The organism is Sinosporangium siamense, from assembly GCF_016863435.1.
Taxonomy (GTDB): Bacteria; Actinomycetota; Actinomycetes; order Streptosporangiales; family Streptosporangiaceae; genus Sinosporangium; species Sinosporangium siamense.
In genome coordinates this window covers 205,672-229,886 of record NZ_BOOW01000007.1, presented here as the reverse complement: position 1 = coordinate 229,886, position 24,215 = coordinate 205,672, and the positions used below count along the sequence as shown (strand labels likewise).

The 24,215-nt window shown below is 69.7% G+C and carries 21 protein-coding genes; 8 read left to right on the top strand and 13 right to left on the bottom strand.

What is annotated here, in order from left to right; translation table 11 throughout:
• Positions 1-144 precede the first annotated feature (144 nt).
• From Ssi02_RS05910 to Ssi02_RS39220, 5 genes are all read right to left on the bottom strand, one after another.
• A complete protein-coding gene (locus Ssi02_RS05910) occupies positions 145-1,149 on the bottom strand; it encodes an adenylate/guanylate cyclase domain-containing protein (RefSeq protein WP_204021852.1) in 1,005 nt (334 codons plus the stop codon).
• Between the two features lie 23 nt (positions 1,150-1,172).
• Positions 1,173-1,712, bottom strand: a complete 540-nt coding sequence (locus Ssi02_RS05905; RefSeq protein ID WP_204021849.1) for a PH domain-containing protein — start codon at positions 1,710-1,712, stop codon at positions 1,173-1,175.
• A 235-nt stretch (positions 1,713-1,947) separates the two neighbouring features.
• A complete protein-coding gene (locus Ssi02_RS05900; RefSeq protein WP_204021847.1) occupies positions 1,948-2,778 on the bottom strand; it encodes a biotin--[acetyl-CoA-carboxylase] ligase in 831 nt (276 codons plus the stop codon).
• 273 nt (positions 2,779-3,051) lie between these two features.
• Entirely contained in the window at positions 3,052-3,960 is a 909-nt protein-coding gene (locus Ssi02_RS05895; protein ID WP_204021845.1) for a dCTP deaminase, read from the bottom strand.
• 24 nt (positions 3,961-3,984) lie between these two features.
• Positions 3,985-4,119: a hypothetical protein gene (locus Ssi02_RS39220; RefSeq protein ID WP_275410602.1), complete on the bottom strand. Its 135-nt coding sequence runs from the start codon at positions 4,117-4,119 to the stop codon at positions 3,985-3,987.
• A gap of 530 nt (positions 4,120-4,649) precedes the next feature.
• On the opposite strand from Ssi02_RS39220, the gene Ssi02_RS05890 reads away from it, so the two are divergent.
• Genes Ssi02_RS05890 through Ssi02_RS05880 form a run of 3 tightly spaced genes read left to right on the top strand, consistent with a single transcriptional unit; the run spans position 4,650 to position 7,937 of the window.
• Positions 4,650-6,860 (top strand): FdhF/YdeP family oxidoreductase, encoded by a 2,211-nt coding sequence (locus tag Ssi02_RS05890; RefSeq protein ID WP_204021843.1) that lies wholly within the window; start codon positions 4,650-4,652, stop codon positions 6,858-6,860.
• Entirely contained in the window at positions 6,857-7,708 is an 852-nt protein-coding gene (gene fdhD, locus Ssi02_RS05885; RefSeq protein WP_204021841.1) for a formate dehydrogenase accessory sulfurtransferase FdhD, read from the top strand. Before Ssi02_RS05890 ends, fdhD begins: the two co-directional genes overlap by 4 nt.
• A gap of 1 nt (position 7,709) precedes the next feature.
• Positions 7,710-7,937 (top strand): type II toxin-antitoxin system VapC family toxin, encoded by a 228-nt coding sequence (locus Ssi02_RS05880; RefSeq protein ID WP_204021839.1) that lies wholly within the window; start codon positions 7,710-7,712, stop codon positions 7,935-7,937.
• Between the two features lie 4 nt (positions 7,938-7,941).
• On the opposite strand, the gene Ssi02_RS05875 is transcribed toward Ssi02_RS05880, so the two are convergent.
• The 3 genes from Ssi02_RS05875 to Ssi02_RS05865 all read right to left on the bottom strand — a co-directional run bounded on the left by Ssi02_RS05875 (position 7,942) and on the right by Ssi02_RS05865 (position 13,294).
• A complete protein-coding gene (locus Ssi02_RS05875) occupies positions 7,942-10,620 on the bottom strand; it encodes a phosphoenolpyruvate carboxylase (protein ID WP_204021837.1) in 2,679 nt (892 codons plus the stop codon).
• 314 nt (positions 10,621-10,934) lie between these two features.
• A complete protein-coding gene (locus Ssi02_RS05870) occupies positions 10,935-12,542 on the bottom strand; it encodes a hypothetical protein (RefSeq protein ID WP_239128625.1) in 1,608 nt (535 codons plus the stop codon).
• Positions 12,518-13,294: an ABC transporter ATP-binding protein gene (locus Ssi02_RS05865; protein ID WP_204021835.1), complete on the bottom strand. Its 777-nt coding sequence runs from the start codon at positions 13,292-13,294 to the stop codon at positions 12,518-12,520. Before Ssi02_RS05865 ends, Ssi02_RS05870 begins: the two co-directional genes overlap by 25 nt.
• 198 nt (positions 13,295-13,492) lie before the next feature.
• Between Ssi02_RS05865 and Ssi02_RS05860 the strand changes: the two genes are divergently transcribed.
• From Ssi02_RS05860 to Ssi02_RS05840, 5 genes are all read left to right on the top strand, one after another.
• Positions 13,493-15,091 (top strand): acyl-CoA carboxylase subunit beta, encoded by a 1,599-nt coding sequence (locus Ssi02_RS05860; RefSeq protein WP_204021833.1) that lies wholly within the window; start codon positions 13,493-13,495, stop codon positions 15,089-15,091.
• Between the two features lie 177 nt (positions 15,092-15,268).
• Positions 15,269-15,481 (top strand): acyl-CoA carboxylase subunit epsilon, encoded by a 213-nt coding sequence (locus tag Ssi02_RS39735; protein WP_204021831.1) that lies wholly within the window; start codon positions 15,269-15,271, stop codon positions 15,479-15,481.
• A 128-nt stretch (positions 15,482-15,609) separates the two neighbouring features.
• The gene (locus Ssi02_RS05850) at positions 15,610-16,566 is read left to right on the top strand and encodes an NYN domain-containing protein (protein ID WP_204021829.1); all 957 of its coding nucleotides are present in this window, start codon (positions 15,610-15,612) and stop codon (positions 16,564-16,566) included.
• A gap of 72 nt (positions 16,567-16,638) precedes the next feature.
• Entirely contained in the window at positions 16,639-18,087 is a 1,449-nt protein-coding gene (locus Ssi02_RS05845; RefSeq protein ID WP_204021827.1) for an Ada metal-binding domain-containing protein, read from the top strand.
• Complete coding sequence (locus tag Ssi02_RS05840; RefSeq protein ID WP_204021825.1) at positions 18,084-18,590, top strand: methylated-DNA--[protein]-cysteine S-methyltransferase; 507 nt, start codon at positions 18,084-18,086, stop codon at positions 18,588-18,590. Before Ssi02_RS05845 ends, Ssi02_RS05840 begins: the two co-directional genes overlap by 4 nt.
• Before the next feature lie 61 nt (positions 18,591-18,651).
• Here the strand turns inward: Ssi02_RS05840 and Ssi02_RS05835 are convergent, their stop codons facing one another.
• From Ssi02_RS05835 to Ssi02_RS05815, 5 genes are all read right to left on the bottom strand, one after another.
• Positions 18,652-19,593 (bottom strand): hypothetical protein, encoded by a 942-nt coding sequence (locus tag Ssi02_RS05835; RefSeq protein WP_239128624.1) that lies wholly within the window; start codon positions 19,591-19,593, stop codon positions 18,652-18,654.
• Entirely contained in the window at positions 19,590-20,252 is a 663-nt protein-coding gene (locus Ssi02_RS05830) for a hypothetical protein (protein ID WP_204021821.1), read from the bottom strand. Before Ssi02_RS05830 ends, Ssi02_RS05835 begins: the two co-directional genes overlap by 4 nt.
• Before the next feature lie 73 nt (positions 20,253-20,325).
• Positions 20,326-23,313: an AfsR/SARP family transcriptional regulator gene (locus Ssi02_RS05825; protein WP_204021818.1), complete on the bottom strand. Its 2,988-nt coding sequence runs from the start codon at positions 23,311-23,313 to the stop codon at positions 20,326-20,328.
• A gap of 62 nt (positions 23,314-23,375) precedes the next feature.
• On the bottom strand, positions 23,376-23,828 hold the full coding sequence (locus Ssi02_RS05820; RefSeq protein ID WP_239128623.1) for a pilus assembly protein TadG-related protein: 453 nt from the start codon (positions 23,826-23,828) through the stop codon (positions 23,376-23,378).
• Complete coding sequence (locus tag Ssi02_RS05815; RefSeq protein ID WP_204021816.1) at positions 23,825-24,199, bottom strand: TadE/TadG family type IV pilus assembly protein; 375 nt, start codon at positions 24,197-24,199, stop codon at positions 23,825-23,827. The genes Ssi02_RS05820 and Ssi02_RS05815 overlap by 4 nt, the downstream gene beginning before the upstream one ends.
• Between the last annotated feature and the right edge of the window lie 16 nt (positions 24,200-24,215).

The following is a 24,215-nucleotide window of genomic DNA, read 5'->3' as shown; positions in this document are numbered from 1 at the left end:
AGTGTCAAATGGCATTACCGGCCACACCAGTATCGAAGTATAGATTTCAACGGTATTCCCCCACATAGTTCCAGCCAGCCGACTCACCACGTGGTCCTACCCCAGGCCTGTGCCCTAAGCCGCGGGGCCCGCACACATGTGTGGTCAGGTGCGCCGGAGCACATAGGGCTGGACCACTCCGAGCCCGCGGGCCGGTCTGCGCCGGATGCGATGGACCTCGATGCCGGCCGTGCCCTCGACCGCCTTCGCCAGCGGCTCGTCCACCAGGACCGTGCCGGGGCGGGCGATGGCGGTGAGGCGGGCCGCGAGGTTCACCGTCGTGCCGAAAACGTCGCCCATGACCGGAAGGACCGGCCCGTAGGCCAGTCCGACCCGCACATCCGGGCCGTCCCCCGCCTCCTTGACGGCTTCCAGCAGGTCGAAGGCGACCTCTGCGGCGACCGCCGGGTCGGCGGCCGTGAAGAGCACCTCGTCCCCCAGGGTCTTCACCAGGCGCGCCCCGCGCGCCGCGACCACGTCGGCGGCACGCCCCTCGAACCCCTCGACCAGCTCGCCCAGCCCGTATTCATCAAGCTCCCGGGCATGCTGGGTGAACGAGACAAGGTCCGCGAAACCCACCGCGATGACCGGGCGGCGCGGCCCCGCCGACTCGTCGTCGGGCCCGACGATGGTGAGCAACCTGGTGCCGGCCGCGGCGAGTTGCGCCCGCCACACGTGGATGAGCACCTGCTCGAAGTCGGGCAGGAGACGGCGGGAGGTGTCGAGCACGTGATCGAGGTCGACGGCCTCGCCGTCGTGCCGCCCGGGCGCGATCAGCGCGCCCATCATGATCTCGGCCTGCCACTGCGCAAGCCTGGAGGTGGTGCGGCCGAGGGCACGGGCCATGCGGATCACCGCGACCTCGTCGAACAGATCGTCCTGCATCATGGCCCGCACACGCTTGAGCGCGGCCACGTCGGCGTCGGTGAAGGCCACGGCCCCCTGAGCCACCGAGGCGAACCCGAGGGCACGCCAGATGCGCTCGGCGAGCTCGGGCGACACGCCGGACAGCTCAGCCACCTGGGCCCGGGTGTGGCGCGCCGGGGGGCCGCCGAGCAGGCGCCTGACACGCTGCGCCGCCTCCCGGCCCTCCTCATCGGCTCCGCCCATGGACCTCCCCCCAGCCCGCAAGGCTATGGCACCGGCCGATCGGTCCTCTCTTCCGCGGCGTCCTCGTCATCGTCGCCGGCGTCCTCCACGAGACGAAAGAACTCGGCCCGCACATCCTGGATCCTCGGGATATCGCGAAGCGCGAGCCGCCCCTGCTCCCCCGCCGACTCGACCGTGAGCGTGCCGCAGCCCAGCATGCGCTCAAGGAGGCTCTGGCCGGAGCTGACGGTGTTGACCTTGTTGAGGGGGACCTCGTCGGTGGACTTGCCGAGCACACCGCTGCTGATCGTGAATCTGTGGGTGGTGAGGGTGTAGGCCGTGTTCTTCCACTGGAGATAGGGCACGAAGGCCCAGATGGTCATCAGAATGACGGCCAGCACGACCACGCCGACCCGCCCGTAGAGGGCGTATTCGAAGTCGGACGGGATGACGTAGAGCGCCACCCCCGACCCGAGGGCGATCAGCACCAGCGCGATGAACGGCCCCACGAGACACTTCCAGTGAGGCTGGAAGGAGCGGACGCGCTCCTCCCCCGCGGCGAGGTGGCGATCAGGCAGACCCATGGCGCAAATCGTGGCACGGCACTGCGTTCGCCGCCACGGGATCCGCCACAGAGAAACCTCGCGCCCGGCGCGGGTTATGGGCCCGGCTAAGGCGCCCGGTGCGAAGGCCCCTCCGTGCGCGGTCCTCGGTCACGCCTCCTTTGGGCGTTGTGCCCCGGCGTGGCGCCTTGTGGGGATGAAGCGCCCTGCATGCCCCGGGCGTCTTATGAGCCCAGGGTTATGCGCCCGGGGCGCCTTATGTGGCCGGAGCCGGGCGCACGTGCACGACGTCGCCGGCGCTCAGCGAGTGCTCCCTGCCGTCCGCCGTGGTCACGAGGAGCTGGCCGGATGAGTCGATGCCGGTGGCGCGGCCGATCAGCATGCGCTCGCCGGGCAGCTCCACTCTGATGTCGCGCCCGATCGTGGCGGTGGCCGCCAGGCAGGCCGCGCGCAGCCCGCTCGCGTCGGCGTCGCCGTCGGCGGCGATCCAGTCGCGATAGGTCTCCTCGATGTCACGCAGGATGGCCTTCGCCAGCGGCTCACGGTCCACGCAGGCGGCCTCCTCGATCGCGAGGGAGGTCGCGGTCGGCACCGGCAGCTCGTCGGGCCTTAGGGTCACGTTGAGGCCGATGCCGATGACCACGCACGAGTCGACCCGCTCGGCCAGCACCCCGGCGAGCTTGCGCTCGTCGACGAGCAGGTCGTTGGGCCACTTCAGGCGCACGTCGATCTCACCGAGCCGCCGCACCGCCGTCGCCGCCGCCAGGCCCACCAGCAGCGGCAACCATCCGTGACGCGCCACCGGCACATCGGGCCGCAACACCATCGAGATCGCGAGCCCCGATCTCGGCGGGGACACCCACGAACGGCCCAGCCGCCCACGCCCGGCCGCCTGAGCCTCGGCGATGAGCACCTGCCCCTCTTTGCCGCCGCCTCTGACGGCCTGCGCGAGATCGGCGTTGGTGGACCCCGTGCGCGGAACGACGGTGATGCCGGTCCACACCCCTCCGGGACGCACAAGGGCACGGTTGAGCGCCGCTTCGGACAGCGGCGGACGGTCGAGATCGGTGTACGGCAAATCAGCCACGTGCTTATTCTCCCCCAGTGAAACCGGATCCCGCGCCCGAACTCCCCAATGAACAGGGCAAACTTCTCGACACCTTACAGACGGACACGATGGTGACCCACAACCGCCAATCCCCACCCCGCCGTACGGCAAAGCCCTCCAAACCAGCCCTTAACTACCGGACGATCACCCGCCTGGCCACACTCCTACCCTTGCCGTCCCCGTTGTTCCACGACTGACGATCTCAAAGCCCGCCGTCGCACTGGAAAGCACCCCTCCGCGGTCCGTCGCGCGCTATTCAAAGATCTGGTCGCGCTTGGACCAGTAGGCCTGGGCCACGTAGGCGGCCGAGGAGGCCGCTGAACTCAGGACGAACAGCAGGAACACTGACACCCCCTGCCAATACGACATCGAACCGCCGGCGAGGACGTTGCCGCAGACGCCAAACCCGAGCGCACTGAGGACACCGAGCACGGCGACCGCCACTCTTCTTGCGATTTTCCGCTTTTCGCCGAGCGGAGCCGGCTCCTGTCGGCTGCGGGAGGCTCGTGGTTCCCCATCGTTCCTAGAGGCCGCGTCTCGCTTAATAATATGAAATGTGCGATTTACCGAGTCTGGGTTGAGGTTGCTCAAGGTTCGCCGCTCGCGGTCGCTGATGCGTGGAGGTATGGGACTATACGTGTCCTGAAATTTCCCTCTATAGCCGACCCGGACGCCGGTGACCTCGGAGATGAGCAACTGGGCCACCGGCGCATAGGGATAGACCCGCACCGGCACCCCGGAAAGATTCACCAGCTGCAAAGGGAACGCCCAGCGGATGCCGATGGCGAACTTCGGGGCCATGCAGTTGACGATGATCCCCATCCGCGCGAACGTGCTGCGGGTCACGACGAGGCCGATGAGGTCGTCCGGAAAGCAGACGGCCTCAAGGGTGTGCGTGATGAGCGGCTGCAATGGCAGCAGGTCATATCCCTCGGCGGGGATCTGCATCTCCTCATAGGCCAGGTCGAGATTGTCGTGGAGATAGTCGAGCCTCTCCACGCCGGGCCGCAGCCTGAGCGCGGCGGGGGCGAGCCGCAGGTCGATGGAGTCCTCCGTGACCTGCGAATCCATATGGAACTGCTCATTGGAGTCCAACGACCGGATCTCGATGTCTCCGAGGTCGATTCTCCGCCTGATCTCCACACCGGTGAGAAACGCCATATGAGGTGCCGCTCTCTGAGGCCGTCAGGGGAACAGCGTCTCCCCGACCTTGATGAACTCTTCGATCATCTCCCGATCGAGGGGGAGGATCGGCTCCTCCGCGAAGGCCACGCGGAGTTCCGCGGGCGTCGGCCACCGGTGGCCGACGGCCTCCGCCATGGCGAGGCTCTCCCCGCCCGCACCTTCCGCCGAACTCCAATAAGCCCGAGCAAGGGTGTCATCCGGCTTCGGCGCTCTTCACTGAAGGGAAACTCTCACACCGTCTGATGCGGGTCTCCGCCGGCCCCGCCTAACAGGCCGCTGCGGGAACGCGTTTCAACCATTGGCCGGCACCCCCGAATATCGACTGACCGATACCTGACAGGCACCCCAATCATACCCACCGTGGAACGCACTAAAATGTCAAGCCCGTAATGGAGTATTTGGTGTATTTGATCTGGAGCTCGTCCGGGAATCACTATCCATTCAACGCCCGGATTTCATTCTCAGCCCATACGACACGCTGAGCGCACGGATTTTGCCCCCAGCGGAGACCCGCCGGCGGCAACCCGCCGGCGGAGACACCCCCGCACGGCAGCCGGCAGGACGGCCTCGGCCCCCTGGTAGCGCCTCAGCAAACCGGGCAAACTACTCGACGACCTCCAGACAGAGCATGATGGCGGTTAGAGCACCACTGCGAGGAGAGCGCGATGAAGCGTCTGGACCCCCGTAACTGGGCCGGTTGGAAGCCCTTCGGCCTTGGCGAGCGTAAGCCCAACAACTACATGGAGCTGTGGAAGGCGTTCCGTTCGGTGCGCGGCAACCGGCGCTACGCCTGGCGCATCCTCAACCAGGGCACTTGTGACGGCTGTGCGCTCGGCACCAAGGGCATGCGCGACTGGACCATGGACGAGATCCACCTCTGCAACATCCGCCTCCGTCTGCTCCATCTGAACACGATGCCCGCCTTGGACCCCCGGGTGCTCGCCGACACAGGTGAGCTTGAGCGGCTACGCAGTGCGGAGTTGCGTGAACTCGGGCGTCTGCCGTACCCGATGGTGCGCCGGGCGGGTGAGGCCGGTTTCCGGCGTATCGGGTGGGATGAGGCGTTGGATCTCACCGCGGGGCATTTGCGGGACGCGCGGCTTGGGGTCTATCTGACGAGCCGCGGCGTGCCGAACGAGAACTACTTCGCCGCCCAGAAGGCGGTCCGCGCGCTCGGCACGAACTCGGTGGACAACGCGGCGCGGATCTGCCACTCGCCCTCGACGGTGGCGCTGAAGGAGACCATCGGGGCCGCCGCCACGACCTGCTCTTACACCGACTGGATCGGATCCGACCTGATCGTCTTCATCGGGTCGAATCCCTCCAACAACCAGCCGGTCGCGATGAAATACCTGTACCACGCGAAGAAGGCCGGAACGCAGATCGCGATGGTGAACACCTACCGCGAACCGGGTATGGACAAGTACTGGGTGCCGTCCAACGCCGAGTCCGCGGTGTTCGGCACGAAGATCACTGACCACTTCTTCGGGGTGAACGTCGGCGGCGACATCGGCTTCCTCAACGGCGTCCTGAAGCACCTGGTCGAGAACGGCTGGGTGGACGAGACGTTCGTGGACAAGCACACGAGGGACTTCGACGAGGCGGTGCGCGCCGTCGAAGAGCAGTCGTGGGAGGAGCTGGAGGCCCTGTCGGGGGCCACCCGGCAGCAGATGTTCGAGCTGGCGCGGCTGCTGGGCGAGGCGAAGTCGGCGGTGCTCGTGTGGTCGATGGGCATCACGCAGCACACCTACGGCGAGGACAATGTGCGGGCGATCGTGAACCTCGCCCTGGCCAGGGGGTTCGTGGGCCGCGACCACTGCGGGCTGATGCCGATCCGCGGGCACAGCGGGGTGCAGGGCGGCGCCGAGATGGGCGCATACGCCACGGGCCTGCCGGGCGGCTTGCCGATTACGGAGGAGAACGCCAAGAAGTTCTCCGACATGTGGGGATTCGAGGTGCCGACCGCACCCGGCCTCACCGCGACCGACATGATCGACGCGGCCCACGCCCGCGACCTCGACGTGCTCATCTCCTCGGGCGGCAACTTCCTGGAGGTCCTGCCCGACCCCGGCTACTGCCGTACGGCACTGGCCCGGCTCAAGTTGCGCGTGCACATCGACATCGTGGTGTCCTCGCAGATGCTCGTGCCGTCCGACGAGGGGGATGTACTGCTGCTGCCCGCGCAGACCCGCTACGAGATGGAGGGCGGGGTCACCGAGACCTCCACGGAACGCAGGGTGATCTTCTCCCCCGAGGTGAAGGGGCCGCGCATCGGCGAGGCGTGGCCCGAGTGGCGGATCTTCACCGAGCTGGCCGCGCGCACCCGGCCCGAGCTGGCCGAGCAGGTGCGATACACCGGCACGGCCGAGATCCGGCGGGACATCGAGCGGGCAGTGCCGTTCTATGCGGGCATCGCGGGTCTGTCGGCCTTCGGGGACAACGTGCAGTACGGCGGACGCCACCTGTGCCCGGACGGCGAGTTCGCGACCCCCGACGGGCGTGGCCGCTTCTCCGCCGTGGCGTTGCCGGCGCTTGAGCGGCCCGACGGGACGTTCATGGTGGCGACGCGGCGCGGCAAGCAGTTCAACAGCATGGTCCACGAGCGGCGCGACGGCTTCAACGGCGCGACCCGCGAGGCCGTGCTGATGAGCGCCTACGACGCCGACCGGCTCGGGCTGCCCAACGGCACGCGGGTCGAGCTGCGCGGGCCCGCGGGCAGCTTCACCGGGCGGGTGTTGCGCGCGCCGCTCGTGCCGGGCAACCTGCAGATCCACTGGCCCGAGGGCAACGTGCTGCTCGACGCGGTCCGGCGATCACCCGACGCGCGGATCCCCGACTACAACGCGCGGGTCACCGTCGCGAGGGCCGAGCCGTGAGCTTCCCCCGCGCGCTCCGCCCCGGCCCGTCGACCCGCGCCCGGATCACGGAGGTCAACCGGGGTGTGCGCAGGGAACGGCGCGACGACCTCGCCACCGAGGAGCCCCTGGAGATCAGGGTTCAGGCGGGGGGCGAACGCCGCACCCTGGCGATCACCATGCGCACGCCGGGCGCGGACTTCGAGCTGGCGGCGGGGTTTCTGTACGGCGAGGGCATCGCAGGCGAGGACGACATCGCCTCGATCGGCTATTGCACCGACGAGGACGTGGCGCCTGAGGCAAGGTACAACACGGTCACCGTGCGGCTGCGCGGTGACCACCTGCCCGATTTGCGGGGTCTGGATCGGCATTTCATGACCTCCAGCGCGTGTGGGGTGTGCGGCACCGCCACCATCGACTCCCTCCGCGACCGGCGCCCACCGCTGGCGGACTCCCCCGGGCCGAAGGTCAGCGCAGAACTCCTCACCCTCCTGCCCGACCGGTTGCGCACCTCGCAGAGCGTCTTCGGCAAGACCGGCGGCCTGCACGCCGCCGGCCTGTTCGACGCCGAGGGCACGGCTCTTGCGGTGCGCGAGGACGTCGGCCGCCACAACGCGGTCGACAAGCTCATCGGGCACGCCCTGCTCACCGGCGAGGTCCCCCTCCACGACCGCGTGCTGCTGGTCAGCGGGCGCAGCAGCTACGAGATCCTGCAGAAGGCCCTCACCGCGGGCATCCCGGTGATCTGCGCCGTCTCCGCCCCGTCCTCCCTGGCCGTCGCCCTGGCCAGGGAGTTCGGCGCCACGTTGGTCGGCTTCCTGCGCGGCGACCGCTTCAACATCTATGCCGGCCAGGAACGGATCCTGTGATGTGTGTGACGAAGACCTGGCCGTCGCGTTGCACAAGGACTTCATCGACCTGCCTATCGAGCGTCATCCGGGGCGGGTGCTCACGGACCGCATGTGGGAGTTGAAAAGCAACTTCACGGCCTGCGATGCCGCCTACATCGCTCTAGCCGAGCTGTTGGACTGCCCCCTGGTCACCGGTGACGCGAAGCTGATCGGGCCGCATCGCGCCACCGTGGACCTTTACGCGTGAGGCTTCAGCCGGTGTTTTGCAGGCCGGCGGCGACGCCGTTGACCGACAGCAGGAGGAGGGTGGACAGGCGGTCGCGCTCCTCGTCGGTGAGGGAGTCGCCGGAGCGGAGGGACTGGAGCGCGCGGAGCTGGAGGTGGGACAGGGCGTCGACGTAGGGATCGCGGAGCTGGACCGCGCGGGACAGCACGCGGCGGTTCGCAAGGAGGCGGGAGTGGCCCGTCACCGTGAGGACCAGCTTGCGGGTGAGGTCGTATTCGGCCAGCACCTGCCCGGCGAAGTCGTCGCGCCCGCCGAGGGCGAGGTAGCGGGCCGCGATGGACCGGTCGGTCTTGGCCAGCGACATCTCGATGTTGTCGAGCAGCGAGGCGAACAGCGGCCACTCGCGGTAGGCCGCCTTTAGCTCCTCAAGGCCCGAGGGCGACTCCATGATCGCGGCCAGGCCGCTTCCCAACCCATACCACCCCGGGAGGTTGACGCGGGTCTGCGCCCAGGCGAACACCCACGGGATGGCCCGCAGGTCGTCCAGGGAGCGGGGGGCACCGAGGCCGCGGCGGGCCGGGCGGGAGCCGAGGCGCAGGGCCCCGATCTCCTCCAGCGGGCTCACCAGGGCGAACCACTCGGGGAAGCCGGGCGCCTCGGTGAGCGCGCGGTAGGCACGCTCGGAGGCGACGGCGACCTGCTCGGCCAGAGGCCGGAAGCGTGAGGCGGCGGCGGCCGTGCGGCCCTCGACCGCAGGGGTGGAGGCCAGGAGCACGGCGTTGGTGACCTGCTCCATGTGCCGCTTGGCGATGGCGCCGTGGCCGTAGCGGGCGAAGATGACCTCGCCCTGCTCGGTGACCTTGAACCGCCCCGCGACGCTGCCGGGGGCCTGGGCGAGCACCGCCCGGTTGGCGGGGCCGCCGCCGCGCCCGAGCGCGCCGCCGCGGCCGTGGAAGAGGCGCAGCCGCACGTCGTGCTGGACGGCCCAGGTGGTGAGCTGCTCCTGCGCCTCGTAGAGCCGCAGCGTGGCCGCGGCCGGCCCGAGCTCCTTGGCGGAGTCGGAGTAACCCAGCATGACCTCAAGCAGCCGCCCGTTGTCGGCGAGCCTGCGCTTGACGGCGTCGATCTCCAGCATGCCGGAGAGCACGGCGGGTGAGTTGGCGAGGTCCTCGCCGGACTCGAACAGCGGCACCACGTCGAGCGCGGGCGCCCGCGAGCCGAGGGCGTGCTCGGCCAGCTCGTAGACCGCGGCGATGTCGCCCGCCGAGCGGGTGAAGGACACGACGTAACGCGAGCAGGCGGTGACGCCGAACCGCTCCTGGATCCAGGCGATCACCCGGATGGTGGCGAGCACCTCCTCGGTGCGCTCCGACAGCGCCCCGCCGGCCCGGATCTCCTCAAGGGCGGCGGCGTGGACCTGGGAGTGCTGGCGCACCTCGAGCTCGGCTAGGTGGAAGCCGAAGGTCTCCACCTGCCAGACGAGGTGCTGCAGCTCGCCATATGCCTGGCGGACGGCCCCCGCCTCGGCCAGGGACTCCTGGCAGACCCTCAGGTCGGCGAGGAGGTCGGCGGGCGAGCGGTAGGCGAGGTCGAGGTCGCGCCTGCGGGTGGCGGCGACGCGGGCCGCGACGTAGAGCATCCACTGGCGGTGGGGCTCGCCCGGGGAGCGGGTCGCGAACTCCGAGACGAGCTCGGGGTTGGTGTCCTCGGCCTTGCCGAGCGCGGCCCTGAGCGCCGCCGAGGGCTCGGTGTAGCGGGCGCCCGCGGTCAGGGTGCGGCCGATGCGGGTCGCGGCGTTCTCAAGCGCGCTGAGGACGTGCTCGGCCTGGATGAGCAGGGCCCTGCGGGTGACGGAGGCGGTGACGTTGGGGTTGCCGTCGCGGTCGCCGCCGATCCAGCTCCCGAAGCGGATGTAGGCCCGCGAGGCGGGGGGCCGAGTGCCGGTGCCCTCGCCGAGCGCGGCGTCGAAGGAGCGGTAGACCAGCGGCACCGTGCGGAACAGCGTCTCGTCGAAGGCCGCCATGGCGGTGCGCACCTCGTCGAGCGGGTCGAGCTTGGTGGAGCGGAGCTGGGCGGTGCGCCACAGCAGGTCGATCTCCTCAAGCAGCCGCCGCTTGGACTCGGCGCGCTCGCTGGAGCCCCGCCCCGGCATGTTGTATTCGGCGAGCTGCGCGCTCACCCGCTGGATCGCGGTGACGACGGCGCGCCGCCGCGCCTCCGTAGGGTGCGCGGTCAGCACCGGCCGCAGCTCAAGCCCCTCGATCAGCTCGGCGACCCGGTCGTCGCCGAGGTCGCCCTTGATGTCGCGCACGGCCTGGGCGAGTGAGCCGGACGGCGGCGTCTCCGCCTCCCCGGTGTCGCGCTCGCGCAGTGTGCGGATGCGGAAGTGCTCCTCGGCGAGGTTGGCGAGGTGGAAGTAGCACGTGAAGGCCCGTGCGATGTGCACGGCCCGCTCGATCGGCCAGGTGCCGACCAGCGCGGCCACCTCGTCGACCGTGACGGTCCCCCTGCGTGCCGCGATGACGGCCTTACGGAGTTTTTCCACGTCGTTGAGCAGGTCGGGACCACCGTGTTCGGCGATCACCTGCCCCAGCAGCCCGCCGAGCAACCGCACGTCAGCACGGAGCTCGTCGGGCATCTCGGTGACGGCGCTGTGCCGCGTGCCGGAAAGACGTTCTGCCTGATCAGAACCGAGCGCGCCCATGGTTCGAAGAGTAGCGAGTCCCGATCCGCAGCCGCACGGGCACCCCCGCACATTGGACTAGACCACAGGTCACGCGCCCATACGCCGACGTCAGGACCCTGCCTCGGCACCCGGCGCGACTCGACCGCCCCACACTGTCCGCCGTCACAAACCTCAGCGCCGCAAACATCAGCGTCACAAATATCAACGCCACAACCATCAGCACCACAAACCCCAGAAGAGCACCACAAACCCCAGAAGAGAGCACCGCAGACCTCAGGAGGGCCCCGCAAACCCCGGAAGGGCCCGCAACCCCCAGAAGGGCCCCGCAAACCTCAGGACGGCCTGGACACCGCCGCGAGGATCTCCGGATAGCGGCCGAAGCCCACTGCGCCCCCGATCCGGCGACCGGCCCACGCGACGCCCATGCCGTACGGCACGGCCAGGGCGCTCCACCACATGACGCCGAGCAAGGGGGGCAGCACGATGGGCAGCGACAACAGGGTGCCGGCGATCAGCGAGCCGAACGACCCGAGGAAAGCGACGCCGCCCTGCCCGGGGGCCGCGCCGCTGAAGGCGTTGATGCGCTCGGGAGACGTGTACGGCAGGAGCACGCTGGCCACGGCCCCGACCCCGAGGCCGACGCCGAGCACGCCCCACCCGACGAGTGCGAACGGCACGGCCAAGAGGGGGTCGCCGGCGATGAAGGAGCCCGCGAGAGTGACGGCGGTGACGATGGGCACGGCGATCACGGCGAGGGCGAGGTGCCGGCCGGCGAGATCGTTGCGCACATCGCGCGGTGTGCCGAAGACGACGGCGTTCATCCACAGGGAGCGGCCGTCGATGCCGAAGGCGTTGGACGACTGGAGGGACAGCATGAGCGCGCTGATGCAGGCGGGGAAGGACGCGAGCCAGGCGCCGCTCATCTCGCCCCTGCCGCCGCCGCTTATGGAGAACACCATGACGGCGCTGACCGCGACGGCGGCCATGAGGCCGACGCGCCCGCGGGGGTCGCGCCGCACGTACTTGAACTCCTTGGCGACGACGGCGGCGAACGCGCCGTCGGGGAGGAGGCGGGAGGCGAGGCTGCGGGAGCGCACCCCGGCGGGCGACTGGGTGGAGGTGTCGGCGGTGACGAGGGCGCGCTTGAGCGCGGCGATCCACAGGGCGCCGAAGCCGAGCACGACCAGCGCCACCGCGGCGAGCCCGATCACGGCCTGGAGGCCGCCGGCGCCGATGGAGTGCGCCGCCGTGCCCGCGGGGGTCCAGCGCAGAATGCCGGCCATGCCGACGACGACGCGTTCGACGTCGAGGCTGGAGCCGCGGTTGGCGATGAGGTTCGGCGCCTGGCTGAGGAGCACGACGAGCAGCACGCCGACGGCCACGAGGTCGCGCCCGCGGCGGCTGCGCAGCGCGCCGGACAGGGCGGTGGTGACGAGCCGTGAGGTCACGATGCAGAGGGCGAACTGGAGAAGCACGGCGATCACGCCGATCGCGATCCCCGCGACGCCGGCGGCGAGCCCGGCGATCGCCCCCGAGGTGATGACAAGGGTGACCAGCGGCCATATGCCTGTCACCGACGTGGTGAACATGCCGGCGGCCAGTTGCCGGGTCGTGAGCGGCAGGAGGGCCAGGCGGGAGGGGTCGAGCGTGTCGTCCACGCCGAACATGAGCAGGGGCCCGATCGTCCACGTCACCCAGAACACCGCGAAGGCGATGATCACCAGGTTGACCGCCATGTCCGGGGCGGCCAGCCGTACCAGGCTCATGGCGAGGAAGCCGCCCGCGGCTACGGCGACCGCGGCGACCAGGCTGAAGACGAAGCCGATCTGCCGGGAGACCTCCCCGCGGAGGTTTCCGGCGATGAGCCGGATCTTGAGGCGGAAGAAGAGGGCGACGGTGGCGCCGAGGCCGAGTCTCACGCCCTGCTGGAGCCCAGCCACGACAGGCCCTCCTCCCCGCTGCCGTCGTTGTCCCGGCCCGCGCCGACGAGGTCGAGGAACGCCTGGTTGAGCGAGCGGCCGGCGCGCACCTGGTCGAGGGGGCCCTGGGCGACGATCTGGCCGCGGCTCATCACGGAGACCCAGTCGCAGAGGCGCTCGACGAGGTCCATGACGTGGCTGGAGAAGACCACCGTCGACCCGGAGGCGGTATAGCGCTGAAGCACCTCGACCAGCGTGTTGGCGCTGACGGGGTCGACGCCCTCGAAGGGCTCGTCGAGGAAGAGCACGGCCGGGTTGTGCAGGAGCGCGGCGGACAGGCCGATCTTCTTGCGCATGCCGGTCGAGTAGTCGACGACGAGTTTGTCGGCGGAGTCCTTGAGGTCCATGACCGTGAGCAGTTCCTCGGCCCGCTGCTCCACCTCGCGCTTGGGCAGGCCCCTGAGCTGCCCGTTGTAGGAGAGGAGCTCGCGGCCGGAGAGGCGTTCGAACAGGCGCAGGCCCTCGGGGAGCACGCCTATCCTGGCCTTGACGGCCACGGGGTCGAGCCACACGTCGAACCCGTCGATGTGGATGGTCCCGGCGTCGGGGCGCAGGAGCCCGGTCACCATGCTGAGGCTGGTCGTCTTGCCGGCGCCGTTGGGTCCGACGAGGCCGGCGAAGCTGCCGCGCGGCACCACGAGGTCCACTCCGCCGACGGCGATCTGTTGCCCGAACCGCTTGTAGAGGCCGGTCGTGCGCACCGCTTCGGTCATATGCGCCAGTCTGGCAGATATGCATGTCAGGAGGGTGTCCTGCTGGACAAATCGCCCAATCAACCGCAGGTCACCAACCCCCTCCGAGATGTGATGTCCCATCTGCCCGCCCCTGCCCGGAGTGTGTCCGTGAGTGCTCGTTAACCTTGCGACGAGCGAAAACGTTCTGCGAACGGTGGAAGAAGCGGTGAGAAAGCGATGAGTGCCGAACCCAAGCCGGAGATTCCCGTCGTGGACATCCACACGACGGCGGGCAAGGTCGCCGACCTGGAGCGGCGCCTGCACGAGGCGGCGCACGCGGGGTCGTCGCGTGCGGTGGAGAAGCAGCACGCCAAGGGGAAGATGACCGCCCGCGAGCGGCTGACCGCCTTCCTGGACCCGGGCAGCTTCGTGGAGTTCGACGAACTGGCGCGGCACCGCTCGACGAGTTTCGGCCTGGATCGCGAGCGCCCGTACGGCGACGGCGTGGTCACGGGGTACGGCACGGTGGACGACCGCCCGGTTGCGGTATTTGCCCAAGACTTCACCGTTTTCGGGGGATCTCTCGGCGAGGTATTCGGCGAGAAGATCGTTAAAGTCATGGACCACGCTCTGAAGACCGGCTGCCCGGTGATCGGAATCAACGACTCGGGCGGTGCGCGCATCCAGGAAGGCGTCGTCTCCCTCGGTCTCTACGCGGAGATCTTCAAGCGGAATGTGCACGCCTCCGGCGTGATTCCGCAGATTTCCTTGATCATGGGCCCATGTGCGGGCGGCGCCGTGTATTCGCCGGCCCTTACCGACTTCATCCTGATGGTTCAGGAAAAGTCGCACATGTTCATCACCGGTCCCGATGTGATCAAGACGGTGACCGGCGAAGAGGTCACCTTCGAGGAACTCGGCGGCGCCCACACGCACAACTCCAAGTCGGGCGTCGCCCACTATGAGGCGACCGACGAGCAGGACTGCCTCGACTTCGCCCGCGCCCTGCTCTCCTACCTGCCGTCCAACAACATGGACGAGGTCCCCTCCTACCCCAGCGAGCCCGTCCTCGAGATCACCGATGAGGACGCCGAACTCGACGCCCTCATCCCCGACTCCGCCAACCAGCCCTACGACATGCAGACGGTTCTCCGGCATGTCCTGGACGACGGGGAGTTCCTGGAGGTCCACGCCGGGTTCGCGCCCAACATCCTGGTCGGCTTCGGCCGCGTCGAGGGCCGCTCGGTCGGCGTCGTGGCCAACCAGCCGATGAGCTTCGCCGGCACCCTCGACATCGCCGCGTCGGAGAAGGCCGCCCGCTTCGTGCGCACCTGCGATGCCTTCAACATCCCCGTCCTGACCTTTGTGGACGTGCCCGGCTTCCTCCCCGGCACCGACCAGGAGTGGAACGGAATCATCCGCCGCGGCGCCAAGCTCCTCTACGCCTACGCCGAGGCCACCGTGCCGCTCGTCACCGTCATCACCCGCAAGGCGTACGGCGGAGCCTACGACGTCATGGGCTCCAAGCATCTCGGCGCCGACATCAACCTGGCCTGGCCGACGGCGCAGATCGCGGTCATGGGCGCGCAGGGCGCGGTCAACATCCTCTACCGCCGCGAGCTGGCCGAGGCCACCGACCCGGACGCCGAGCGCGCCCGCCTGATCACGGAATATGAGGACACCCTGGCCAACCCCTACCTCGCCGCCGAGCGGGGCTACGTCGACGCGGTGATCCGCCCCGCGAGCACGCGCGTGCAGATCGTCCGGGCGCTGCGGGCGCTGGCCAACAAGCGGGCGACCCTGCCCCCGAAGAAGCACGGAAACATCCCGCTCTAGCGAGCCCCGCCATTCCTTCCGGGTGACCGTACGGCCTCTCGGCCCCGATACCGATCAAGACCGCCTACATGGGTACGGTCGCCCCAAGGTTGGAAAACACTCAGTAACAGGATCTTTCCTGACGATCCTCGCATTTCAGGAAGGCATCTTTACCAGTCGGCAGCGAAAGGAGGCCCTATGGACGTACCGTACCTACGTATCGTCCGTGGAGACGCCACTCCGGAAGAGATCGCGGCGCTGGTCGCGGCCTTGACGGCGGGTGGCTCAACACCGAAGGTACAAGTTAGACAAAGACTAGAATCATGGAAGAATGCGGCTGATCTCATGAGAAAGCCGCTAAGACACGGCGCTGGAGCATGGCGGAGAGGTTCACAGCCTATTTACAGGTGATGGATCTCCCGAATGGGGTGTCAACTTCCTTGAGACTTGGGACTATCTAGAAAAGTAGGCGTATATAGTCAGCCGACACCTGGAACCTACATCCAGCCCCGACTGAGCCCCGCGGCATGGAGGACCACATGGCGACCCCGGACCTCTCGCCGCACGCAGTGGCAGCCAAGTATGCCGTCCTGGTGGACGTGGGCTACCTTTACGCGGCGGCCGGCGAAGTGCTCTTGGGTGCCAAGGAGCGCAAGGAATACCGCGTGTCGGCCGACGAGCTGATTCAGGCGCTGCAGAAGCACGCCGACGAGCGCATCCACGGGGAGCTGCTCCGCATCTACTGGTATGACGCCGCGAGGGACCGCGTCCCGACGGTCGACCAGCGGGTGATCGCGCAGCTCCCCTGGGTGAAGGTGCGCCTCGGCAACCTCAACGCCCGCGGCCAGCAGAAGGGCGTCGACGCGCAGATCCGCAGCGACCTTGAGGCACTGGCCCGCCACCACGCGGTGAGCGACACCATCCTGCTGGCGGGCGACGAGGACATGGTGCCCGCCGTCGAGGCCGCCCAGGCATATGGCGTGCGCATCCACCTGTGGGGCGTCGAGCCGCCCTACGGCACCAACCAGGCCGAGCGCCTGGTCTGGGAGGCCGACACCGTCGAAGTGATCAGCGCGGACTTCCTCCGCCCCTTCTTCGGCCGCGCCCCCCAGGCCGTGGCCCCCGCAGTCCCGGCCACCCCCTCCCCCGCCCAGGTCTTCGCCGGCCGAACCGCGGCCGCCACCCCGGCCAGGCCCGCGGTCAAGCAGCCTCCCGGCCAGATCGCCAAGCTCGGCCCCAACCGGCCGCGCGTCGAGGAGGTGGGCGAGCACGTCGCCCAGAAATGGATCCTGACCCGGGGCCGGGACAACATCCGCGATCTGCTCCCCGGGCCGATCCTGCCGACAGTCATCGACACCGAGCTGCTCATCGAGGCGGAAAAGGAGCTCGGCCACTCCCTGCGCCCCTACCCGGAGGCCCGGGTGTGGCTCCGCGACGGCTTCTGGGCGCGGGTCTACCGCGAGTTCGACCTCGGTGTGGGAGTCTCCTCAAAGTAGGCCGCCGGGGCGGGCACGGTGATGTCCGAAAGCCGCCAGTCATAGCCTCTGAGGTGTGCATATCGTGGAGGCATGGCTGCTGCCACGCTTGACTTCGACTCCTGCTACCGCGCGCTGAGCGCCCGTGATCCACGCTTCGACGGGCGGTTCTACACCGCCGTGACCTCGACGAACATCTACTGCCGGCCGATCTGCCCCGCCCGCACGCCGCACGCGCGAAACGTGCGCTTCTACCGGCACGCCGCCTCGGCGGAGGCCGCCGGATTCCGCCCGTGCAAGCGGTGCCGCCCCGAGCTCAGCCCCGGCGACCCCGGATGGAACATCCGCGGCGACCTCGTCGGACGCGCCCTGCGCCTGATCGACGAGGGTGTCGCCGACGACCACGGCGTGAACGGCCTCGCCGGGCGGCTTCACATCACCGAACGCCACCTGCACCGCCTCTTCGTCGCCGAACTCGGCGTCGGCCCCCTCGCCGTGGCGCGGACCAACCGCCTGCTGCTCGCCAAGCAGCTCCTCACCGAGACCCCGCTGCCCATCGGCGACGTGGCCTTCGCCTCCGGCTTCGGCAGCCTCCGGCAGTTCAACGCCGTCATGAAGGACACCTACGGCTTCACCCCGAGCGAGTTGCGCGCGACCGCCCGCGCCCCGCGCACCGAGCCAGAACCGGTGGCCGTCCAGACGAACGGCTCAGCCGTACTCTCCATGAGGCTGCACTATCGCGAGCCCTATGACGCGCGGGCGATGCTGGCCTTCCTCGCGGGTCGGGCCGTCCCCGGCCTGGAGCGGGTGACCACGCACGACTACAGCCGCGCGATCCCCGGCGGGACGATCACCCTCACGCCCGAGCGAGACTATGTACGGCTGTGCGCCCGCCTGCACGACGCCCAGCACCTGGCCCGCATCGTTGCGCGGTCCCGCCGTCTCCTCGACCTCGACGCCGACCCGCACCCCATCGCCGCCGCCCTCGGAACCACCGCGCTCGCCACCTTGATCGAGGCCCGTCCGGGGTTGCGGGTTCCCGGGGCCTACGACACCTTCGAGATGGCCGTGCGCGGGGTCGTCGGCCAGCAGATCTCCGTCGCCGGGGCCCGCACCTTGCTGGGCCGCCTCATCGCCCGTCCCGGCCTCGGCACCTCCGTCACGACCGGGGACCCCGGCCTCACCCACGTCTTCCCCACCGCCGAACGCCTCGCCGGCGCCGACCTCGCCGGTCTCGGCTTCACCACGCGCCGCGCCGAGACCATCCGTGTGCTCGCCTCGCGCATCGCCGCCGGCGACATCGACCTCGACGGCGGCCAGGAACCCGGCGAAGTCATGGCGAGGCTCCAGGAGGTGCCGGGCATCGGCCCGTGGACCGCGAGCTACATCGCCCTTCGTGCCCTCAACGACCCGGACGCCTGGCCCGAGGGCGACCTCGGCCTGCGCCGGGCCATGGAAAACCTGTCCATCACCGACCGGCAGATCGAGCGGTGCCGCCCCTGGCGGGCCTACGCCGCTTTGCACCTATGGAGCTCCTCATGACGACGACACAGATCCAAGCCCAGGTCATGCCCACCCCCGCGGGCCCGCTCTCCCTCCTCGCCGACCACGGTGTGCTCGTCGCCGCCGGTTTCACGGCCGACCCCGAGAAGATGTTCGTACGGCTCTCGCCCGCCCTCCAGGCCCGCGGCCTCTTTCGCGTCGGCGACCTCGGCCCCGCGACCAGTGCCGTGGAGGCGTATTTGAAGGGCGACCTGGCGGCGTTGGACAGCGTCCCGGTGAGCCAACCCGGCACTGAGAAGCGCCAGCGCCTTCTGACGGCCCTGCGCGCCGTGCCGGCCGGCACCACCGTGAGCTACGCCGATCTGGCCGAGGCGGCGGGCCTCCCCCGCAGCGCCGCCCGCGCCGCCGGGTCCGCCTGCGCGCAGAACCTCATCGCGCCGTTCGTCCCCTGCCACCGCATCCTTCCCCAATCGGGAGGCTTCGGCGGCTACTACTACGGCACCCCGGTGAAGGAGTGGCTCCTCCAGCACGAAGGCGCCTGATCTATAAAGATGCGCGGACAGTGCCTTCCCACCTCTCCGGGAAGGCACTGTCCATGGGGGTTCAGGAGCGGCCGCGCACGGTTGTCTGCACCTCGCCGACGGGGATGTCGCGCGTGGCGCTCATGTTGATCGGAGCGTAGGAGATGCCCGCCGTGGAGGTGACGGTCCAGACGGCGGTGGCGGTCATCGTGTAGACCTTGCGAGGCTGGTCGATCGAGGCGCGGCGGTAGCGCACGCCGCAGCTGAGGGTTTTGACGCCCTTCTGGTAGCGCTGCCCGCGGGTGCCGCAGTTGTTGGCGACGTCGGCGCGGCCGGCGCTGGTGCCGGACTTGATGACCAGGTTGCTGAGGTCGGCCGTCACGGTGGCGCTCATGACGCCGGGGAGGGTCGCGGTGACGGATCTCGTGGTGGGGACGTCGCCCTCCAGCCAGACATACGTCGCGAGGTTGACGTAGCTGTCGACGTCGGGGCTCACCTTGATGGGGGGTTTGGGGACGGTGAGCGCGGCTCGGGCGATGTCGGAGAGTTCCTCAAGGGTGATGCCGCCCGGTGGGGTCTCCCCTTCTGGGACCCAGACGAAGGCATCCAGCCCGGTCCAGCAGGCGTTGCCGTTCGGGTGGCCGGCGTCGTAAGCAGGCGCCCACCATTTGCCCGGCTTGCCGACTTTATCCTTGAACTGTTTGAGGAATTTGTCGTAGTCCTTTTCACTGGCATTCGGGGTATATCTAAGCCAATAGGAGCGTACGTCCTCCTGGGCGGCCAGCATTTCCGCAGCGCCTTTGCCCGGTTCATACCAGCAGGGGCGGCGAACCTGATATCCGTCGCTTTTCCCGCCGCCGCCGTCCCCGCTCACGACGATGCGGGAGTGGGCGAGCTGGATGCCTCTCGTGTTGCCGGTCTCGATCTTCTTCGTGGTGGGAGGGGAGCCGGGGTCCTCGGCGGCCGCGGTGGCGGGGAACGCGACGACGAGGGCCGCGGCGGCGAGCAGTAAGGACGGTTTCACCGTTGACACTCCTTCGCACGCGGGTGAGGGAGGGTGGCGTGGCTCGCCGTTTTGACCCGCCACCTGCCGTCGTCGCCTTGGCGCACGCCGGCGACCATGATGTAGGTCGACTCCGGGGGCCGGGTCCACGAGGGTTGCTCGGCCACGGGGAAGCCGGTCTCGGCGTCGGTCAGGCGGAGTTCCGCCTCGTTGACGCACATTTCCACCTCGGCCCCGACGCCGACGACAGCCTTGACCCTGATCGCGTAAAGTCTGGCCTTCCCCTGAAGGGAACGGCTGTTGTCGTGGAAGTTCTGCACCCAGTCGTAGGCCACACGCGACATCTCATCCTGGACCAGATATTTGTAGCCCTCCTCGGTCCCCCCGCTGACGACGGCCCGTTTGGTCTCGACGTAATAGTCCACGAGCACCTTGACCATCGCAGCCCGTTTTGTGTCGCGGGTGCGCGGCCACTGCACCACCAGGTCGAGGTCGGGCGAGAGGGTGACCACCTCGGAGCGTGCTCCGCCGCCCGCGGATGCGGAAGGCGAGGGGGCAGAGGCCGGGGAGGACGAGCCTGAGGCCCCGGCGGCCGATTTGTCGCCGGGGGTGAACGGGCGCGGTGCGGCACATCCTCCGCAGAGGGCCACAAGCGTGCCAAGCGCGATCAGCCTGCGCATGTTGATCACGCTAGGCCGCCGCCCGGGTGATGACCAGCGATGTGCCCCGATCGGCATAACTCGGAGAACCGGCTCATCCCGCGTCCTCCTGCGCCGCTGGCGCCGACGGCGAGGACGGGAACTGCGGCACCTGCCAGGAGGGCAGTAGCTCGTCGATGAGCGACTCCGTCTCCGGCGACATGCCCCCGCCGTAGGGATGGGAGGCCGCCCGCCGATGCAGGGCGTCGGCCACGGCCCGGAGCCTGGTCGCGTCGCCCGTGGCGTATGTCCCGCGCAGCAGGTCGCGCCAGAGGGCCTCGTCGTCGGCGGCGAGCAGGAGCCCAGCGCGGACGGCGGCGACCGCGGCGACCGGCTGGTTGGCGGCGAGCCGCACCTCGAAGAGGCGGTGGGCGGCGTCGGCGACACCGGCGATGACGTTGTACTCGAGGTCGTCGGCGGCGAGCCAGGCGTAGCGGCCCTTGGGACGCGACGCCATGAGCGGCCCGCGGACGAGGCTGAGGGCACGTTCGAGGAGGTTGGCGCGGGCGGGCGGGTCGCTGTCCGCGCGGCGCACGAGCTCGCGGAAAAGCGACCAGTCGGTGCGCACCTCGGGCCCGAGCCTGAGCCGCCCGGAGTCGTCGGTGTAGAGATGCGGGCGGCCCTTGCCGTCGGTGCCGAGCCAGTCGGCGACCCGGGCGATGGAGGCGTCGCGCACGTCGGCGTGCACACCCCGGGGCCACAGGATGCCGCCGAGCACCACGGGGTGCACGCCGCCGGGGTGGGTCGACAGGTAGACGACAAGCTCGTGGGCGAGAGCCGTACGCCCCTCCTCCAGCGGGCCCGGCCCTTCGATCTGGATGGGACCGAGGAGGCGCACCTCGATCTCGGGGGCGCGGGTGGGGATGGGCGTGGCCGGCAGGGGCTCGATCTCCATGGGTTCGCCGTCAAGCCGCCGCGCGGTCTGGAAGAGCTCGACGAGCGCGTTGTAGTCGCGCCGGGGCAAAAGCTGGGCGTCGACCTCGAAGCCGAGGGCGTCGATGCGGGTGAGGCCCTCGGCGGTGATCTCCCAGGTCCAGGTGGCGTGCGGGAGGTCGCCTGCGATGACGTAGCCGGTGGCCGACCGCCCGCCGACGCGGGCGAGCAGGGCGAGCCGCGCGGCCTCCTCGTCGGTGGGGGCGATGGCCGACAGCAGATAGTGCGGCGGGTTGGCGGGCTCTGCGGCCCGGGACAACACGCGGCCGGTCAGCACCTGGTCGCCCACGATCTCCCCGGAGCGGGCCTCGAACTCCGGCAGCACCTGCGAAATGCTGCTGACGCACTTGATGCGCTCGGGGGCTATGGCGACGAGCTCCTCGCCGAAGCCGACGAGGGTGATGCGCATGCGGTCCGACCAGCGGTTGGTGGCGAGTTCGACGGCGAGGGCGGCGAGCGCCGCGGTGGTCTGGGGGCCGTGGATGGCGATAAGGCCCTGCGCCGCCTCCAGGTCGACGAGCACGCGCCCTCTGCCGTCGGTGCCGATGGACACGAGCCCGGGATAGGGCGCGGCCGCGTCGGCCGCGGTGCGCTCGTCCAGCATGCGCCCGTCGAGCGCGGGCAGGCGCCACACCTGGCCGTTGTCGTGGGCGCTCCAGGGCTCGGGGGCGTCCTGCTGCGGAGGGTGGATCCACAGGTCGAGGCTGGCGGCCGACAGATGCGCGGCATAGACCGTGGGCGGGGTGTGGCCCCGCGCCGCGAGCTCGCGGCCGAGCACCCGCAGGCCGATGTCGAGCATGCGGCTGCCGGGCGCGTCGGCGCCGAGGCGCAACGCGGTCTCGGCTTCCGCGGCCTCCTCCCTCGGTCGCGCGATGCGACGTCCGAACGCCCTGTGCCACATCTGTTCACGCCTCCGCCTGCCAAGAACCACGAGCAGACCGGCGGCGGCCAGCGACGCCCCGGCCAGGTAGTCGAGGGGTTCCAGCCGGGTGCCGCTGCCGGGCGCTTCCGGCTCGGCGGGCGGCAAGTCCCTGTCCACTCGCTGGAGTTCGGACAGTTCCCGCTGGATCTCCACTGTTCGGTCGGCATCTCCACGAGGATTCATACCCTCGCCGCCGTCTTGCACCGCCGGTGCGGCGGAAGCCTCGCCGCCGTCTCGCACGGCCGGTACGGCGGAAGCCTCGTCGGCGTCCGCGGTGTACTCGACGATGTAGTCCTTGAGCTCCGGCTCCTCCGCGGGCTCCTGCCGTATGCCCTCGCCGGCGGCACTGGCCGGCGCGACCTCCTCCGCCTCGGCCTTTGGGCCTGAGGCGCCGGTGAGGTGGTCCGTCTCGCCATCGAGTTCGGCGGGTTTGCCGGGGTTGCGGTCGAGTGTGGTGGACCGCGGCTCGTCACCGGACACGATGTGGACGTTGATCGCGTCGTCGGGCATGTCGAGCACCCAGCCGGGGCGGATCAGGTCGGCCATCTGCAGTTTGGTGCCGTCAGGCTGCTGCTTGTGCTGATTGAGGCGGTAGATCTCGCCGTAACGCCGCCCGTCGCCGAGGCATTTGTCGGCGATCTCCCACAGGCTTTCGTGGTGGCGCCCATGCGGCGGCTGCACGACGTAGACCTTCTTCGCCTTCTTCACCGGCGCCAGCGCCGGACGCTCCTCCTCGGCCACGGGCGCGGCCAGGGCCGAGGCGACGGCGGCAGACGAGGCCGGTGGGCCGCTGTTCGCCTTGACGATGGGAAAGACGATGGCCGAGGCCGTGAAGAGCAGCAGGGCGGCCGACACGAGCCGGTTGGCCACCGCCTGCGTGCCGCCGGACAGCGGCACCCGCGCGGGCATGCCGACGCGGCGCACCCCGGCGTAGACCTCGACGATCACGCAGACCACGAGTTGCAGCCAGGCGAGCCAGACCAGCAGGATCAGGAGCGCGACGACGGTGCTCATGCCCACCTGACTGGTGATCAGGTCGAGGTCGAGCAGCTCGGGCGAGATCGGCGGCCCGGCCAGCCGTAGCAGCGCGAACGGCACGCCGGCGACCAGCAGCGCGAGGATCAGCAGCGCGCCGAGGCCGACGAACACGTCGCCCGCGGAGCGGCGCGATTTGATGCGCACCGGCACCGGTGTGCTCCGGCGGGCCCTGGGCGGGGTCCGGTTCCCCTCCCGTGGCCCCTTCCTGGTGGTCAGGGTGTCTCCTCTCCGACGTCGGGACCCGCAGTGGCCTCGCCTTCCATCTCCCCGCCGGGAAACCCGAGGGCGGAGAGGAAGAATGCCTCCCAGCGCACCCGCACTTGCACGGTGATCTGAGTCTGGCCCGCTCCTACATCGCAACTACCCATCTTCACGCCGTCACCGCCGTGTTCACCGACGATTTTGCGCGCCTGCGCGCATGGTTCGCCACCGCTCTGGAGTCGTGCCCTGCCCGTCCGGCGCAGGTGGTCCTCGTCGATGCGGTCGGCGGCGGCGCGGGCCGCCTGCTCGGCGATGTCGGCGGCGCGGAGGCGGGCGTTGATGGTGGCTCCGCCGTCCACGAGGAGCCCCGCAAGGAGGAAGACGACGACTGAGAAGATGACCGTGAAAACCGACATGGATCCCCGGTCGGGGCGGATCGGTGTACGGCGCCGCCGGATGTTCACCCGAACCTCCGGAACCGTTCGAGCGGCACCACGGAGACAGCGGTCATCCGGCGCGACAGGCCGAAGCCGAGGAAGCCCAGGTCGAGTTCGCAGCCGACCTCGACGCGCACGTGGCCGCCGCCGGTCTCCTCGTCGAGGTCCCAGCGCACTGAGGCCGAAGGCGCCCCGCACTGGCCTTCGAGGACCGAGCGCGCCGTACGCCGGGCGGCGTCCTGGCCGGACGAACGTGAGCGTTCGACCGACGCGGCGCGGGCGGCGTCCCTGGCCGCGCCGTTCACCTCGCCTTGGGCCTCGACGACGCGGCCGGCGCCCACGAGGAACATCAGGAACAGGATGAAGACGGGGGCCAGCAGAACCGTCTCGGCGGACATGCTCCCTCTGTCACCG

Bases quoted from the DNA above. Each gene is read 5' to 3' on its own strand.
- Ssi02_RS05910 (WP_204021852.1), bottom strand. From the start codon at position 1,149: ATGGGCGGAGCCGATGAGGAGGGCCGGGAGGCGGCGCAGCGTGTCAGG.
- Ssi02_RS05905 (WP_204021849.1), bottom strand. From the start codon at position 1,712: ATGGGTCTGCCTGATCGCCACCTCGCCGCGGGGGAGGAGCGCGTCCGC.
- Ssi02_RS05895 (WP_204021845.1), bottom strand. From the start codon at position 3,960: ATGGCGTTTCTCACCGGTGTGGAGATCAGGCGGAGAATCGACCTCGGA.
- Ssi02_RS39220 (WP_275410602.1), bottom strand. From the start codon at position 4,119: ATGGCGGAGGCCGTCGGCCACCGGTGGCCGACGCCCGCGGAACTCCGC.
- Ssi02_RS05890 (WP_204021843.1), top strand. From the start codon at position 4,650: ATGAAGCGTCTGGACCCCCGTAACTGGGCCGGTTGGAAGCCCTTCGGC.
- Ssi02_RS05875 (WP_204021837.1), bottom strand. From the start codon at position 10,620: ATGGGCGCGCTCGGTTCTGATCAGGCAGAACGTCTTTCCGGCACGCGG.
- Ssi02_RS05865 (WP_204021835.1), bottom strand. From the start codon at position 13,294: ATGACCGAAGCGGTGCGCACGACCGGCCTCTACAAGCGGTTCGGGCAA.
- Ssi02_RS05860 (WP_204021833.1), top strand. From the start codon at position 13,493: ATGAGTGCCGAACCCAAGCCGGAGATTCCCGTCGTGGACATCCACACG.
- Ssi02_RS39735 (WP_204021831.1), top strand. From the start codon at position 15,269: ATGGACGTACCGTACCTACGTATCGTCCGTGGAGACGCCACTCCGGAA.
- Ssi02_RS05850 (WP_204021829.1), top strand. From the start codon at position 15,610: ATGGCGACCCCGGACCTCTCGCCGCACGCAGTGGCAGCCAAGTATGCC.
- Ssi02_RS05845 (WP_204021827.1), top strand. From the start codon at position 16,639: ATGGCTGCTGCCACGCTTGACTTCGACTCCTGCTACCGCGCGCTGAGC.
- Ssi02_RS05840 (WP_204021825.1), top strand. From the start codon at position 18,084: ATGACGACGACACAGATCCAAGCCCAGGTCATGCCCACCCCCGCGGGC.
- Ssi02_RS05830 (WP_204021821.1), bottom strand. From the start codon at position 20,252: ATGCGCAGGCTGATCGCGCTTGGCACGCTTGTGGCCCTCTGCGGAGGA.
- Ssi02_RS05815 (WP_204021816.1), bottom strand. From the start codon at position 24,199: ATGTCCGCCGAGACGGTTCTGCTGGCCCCCGTCTTCATCCTGTTCCTG.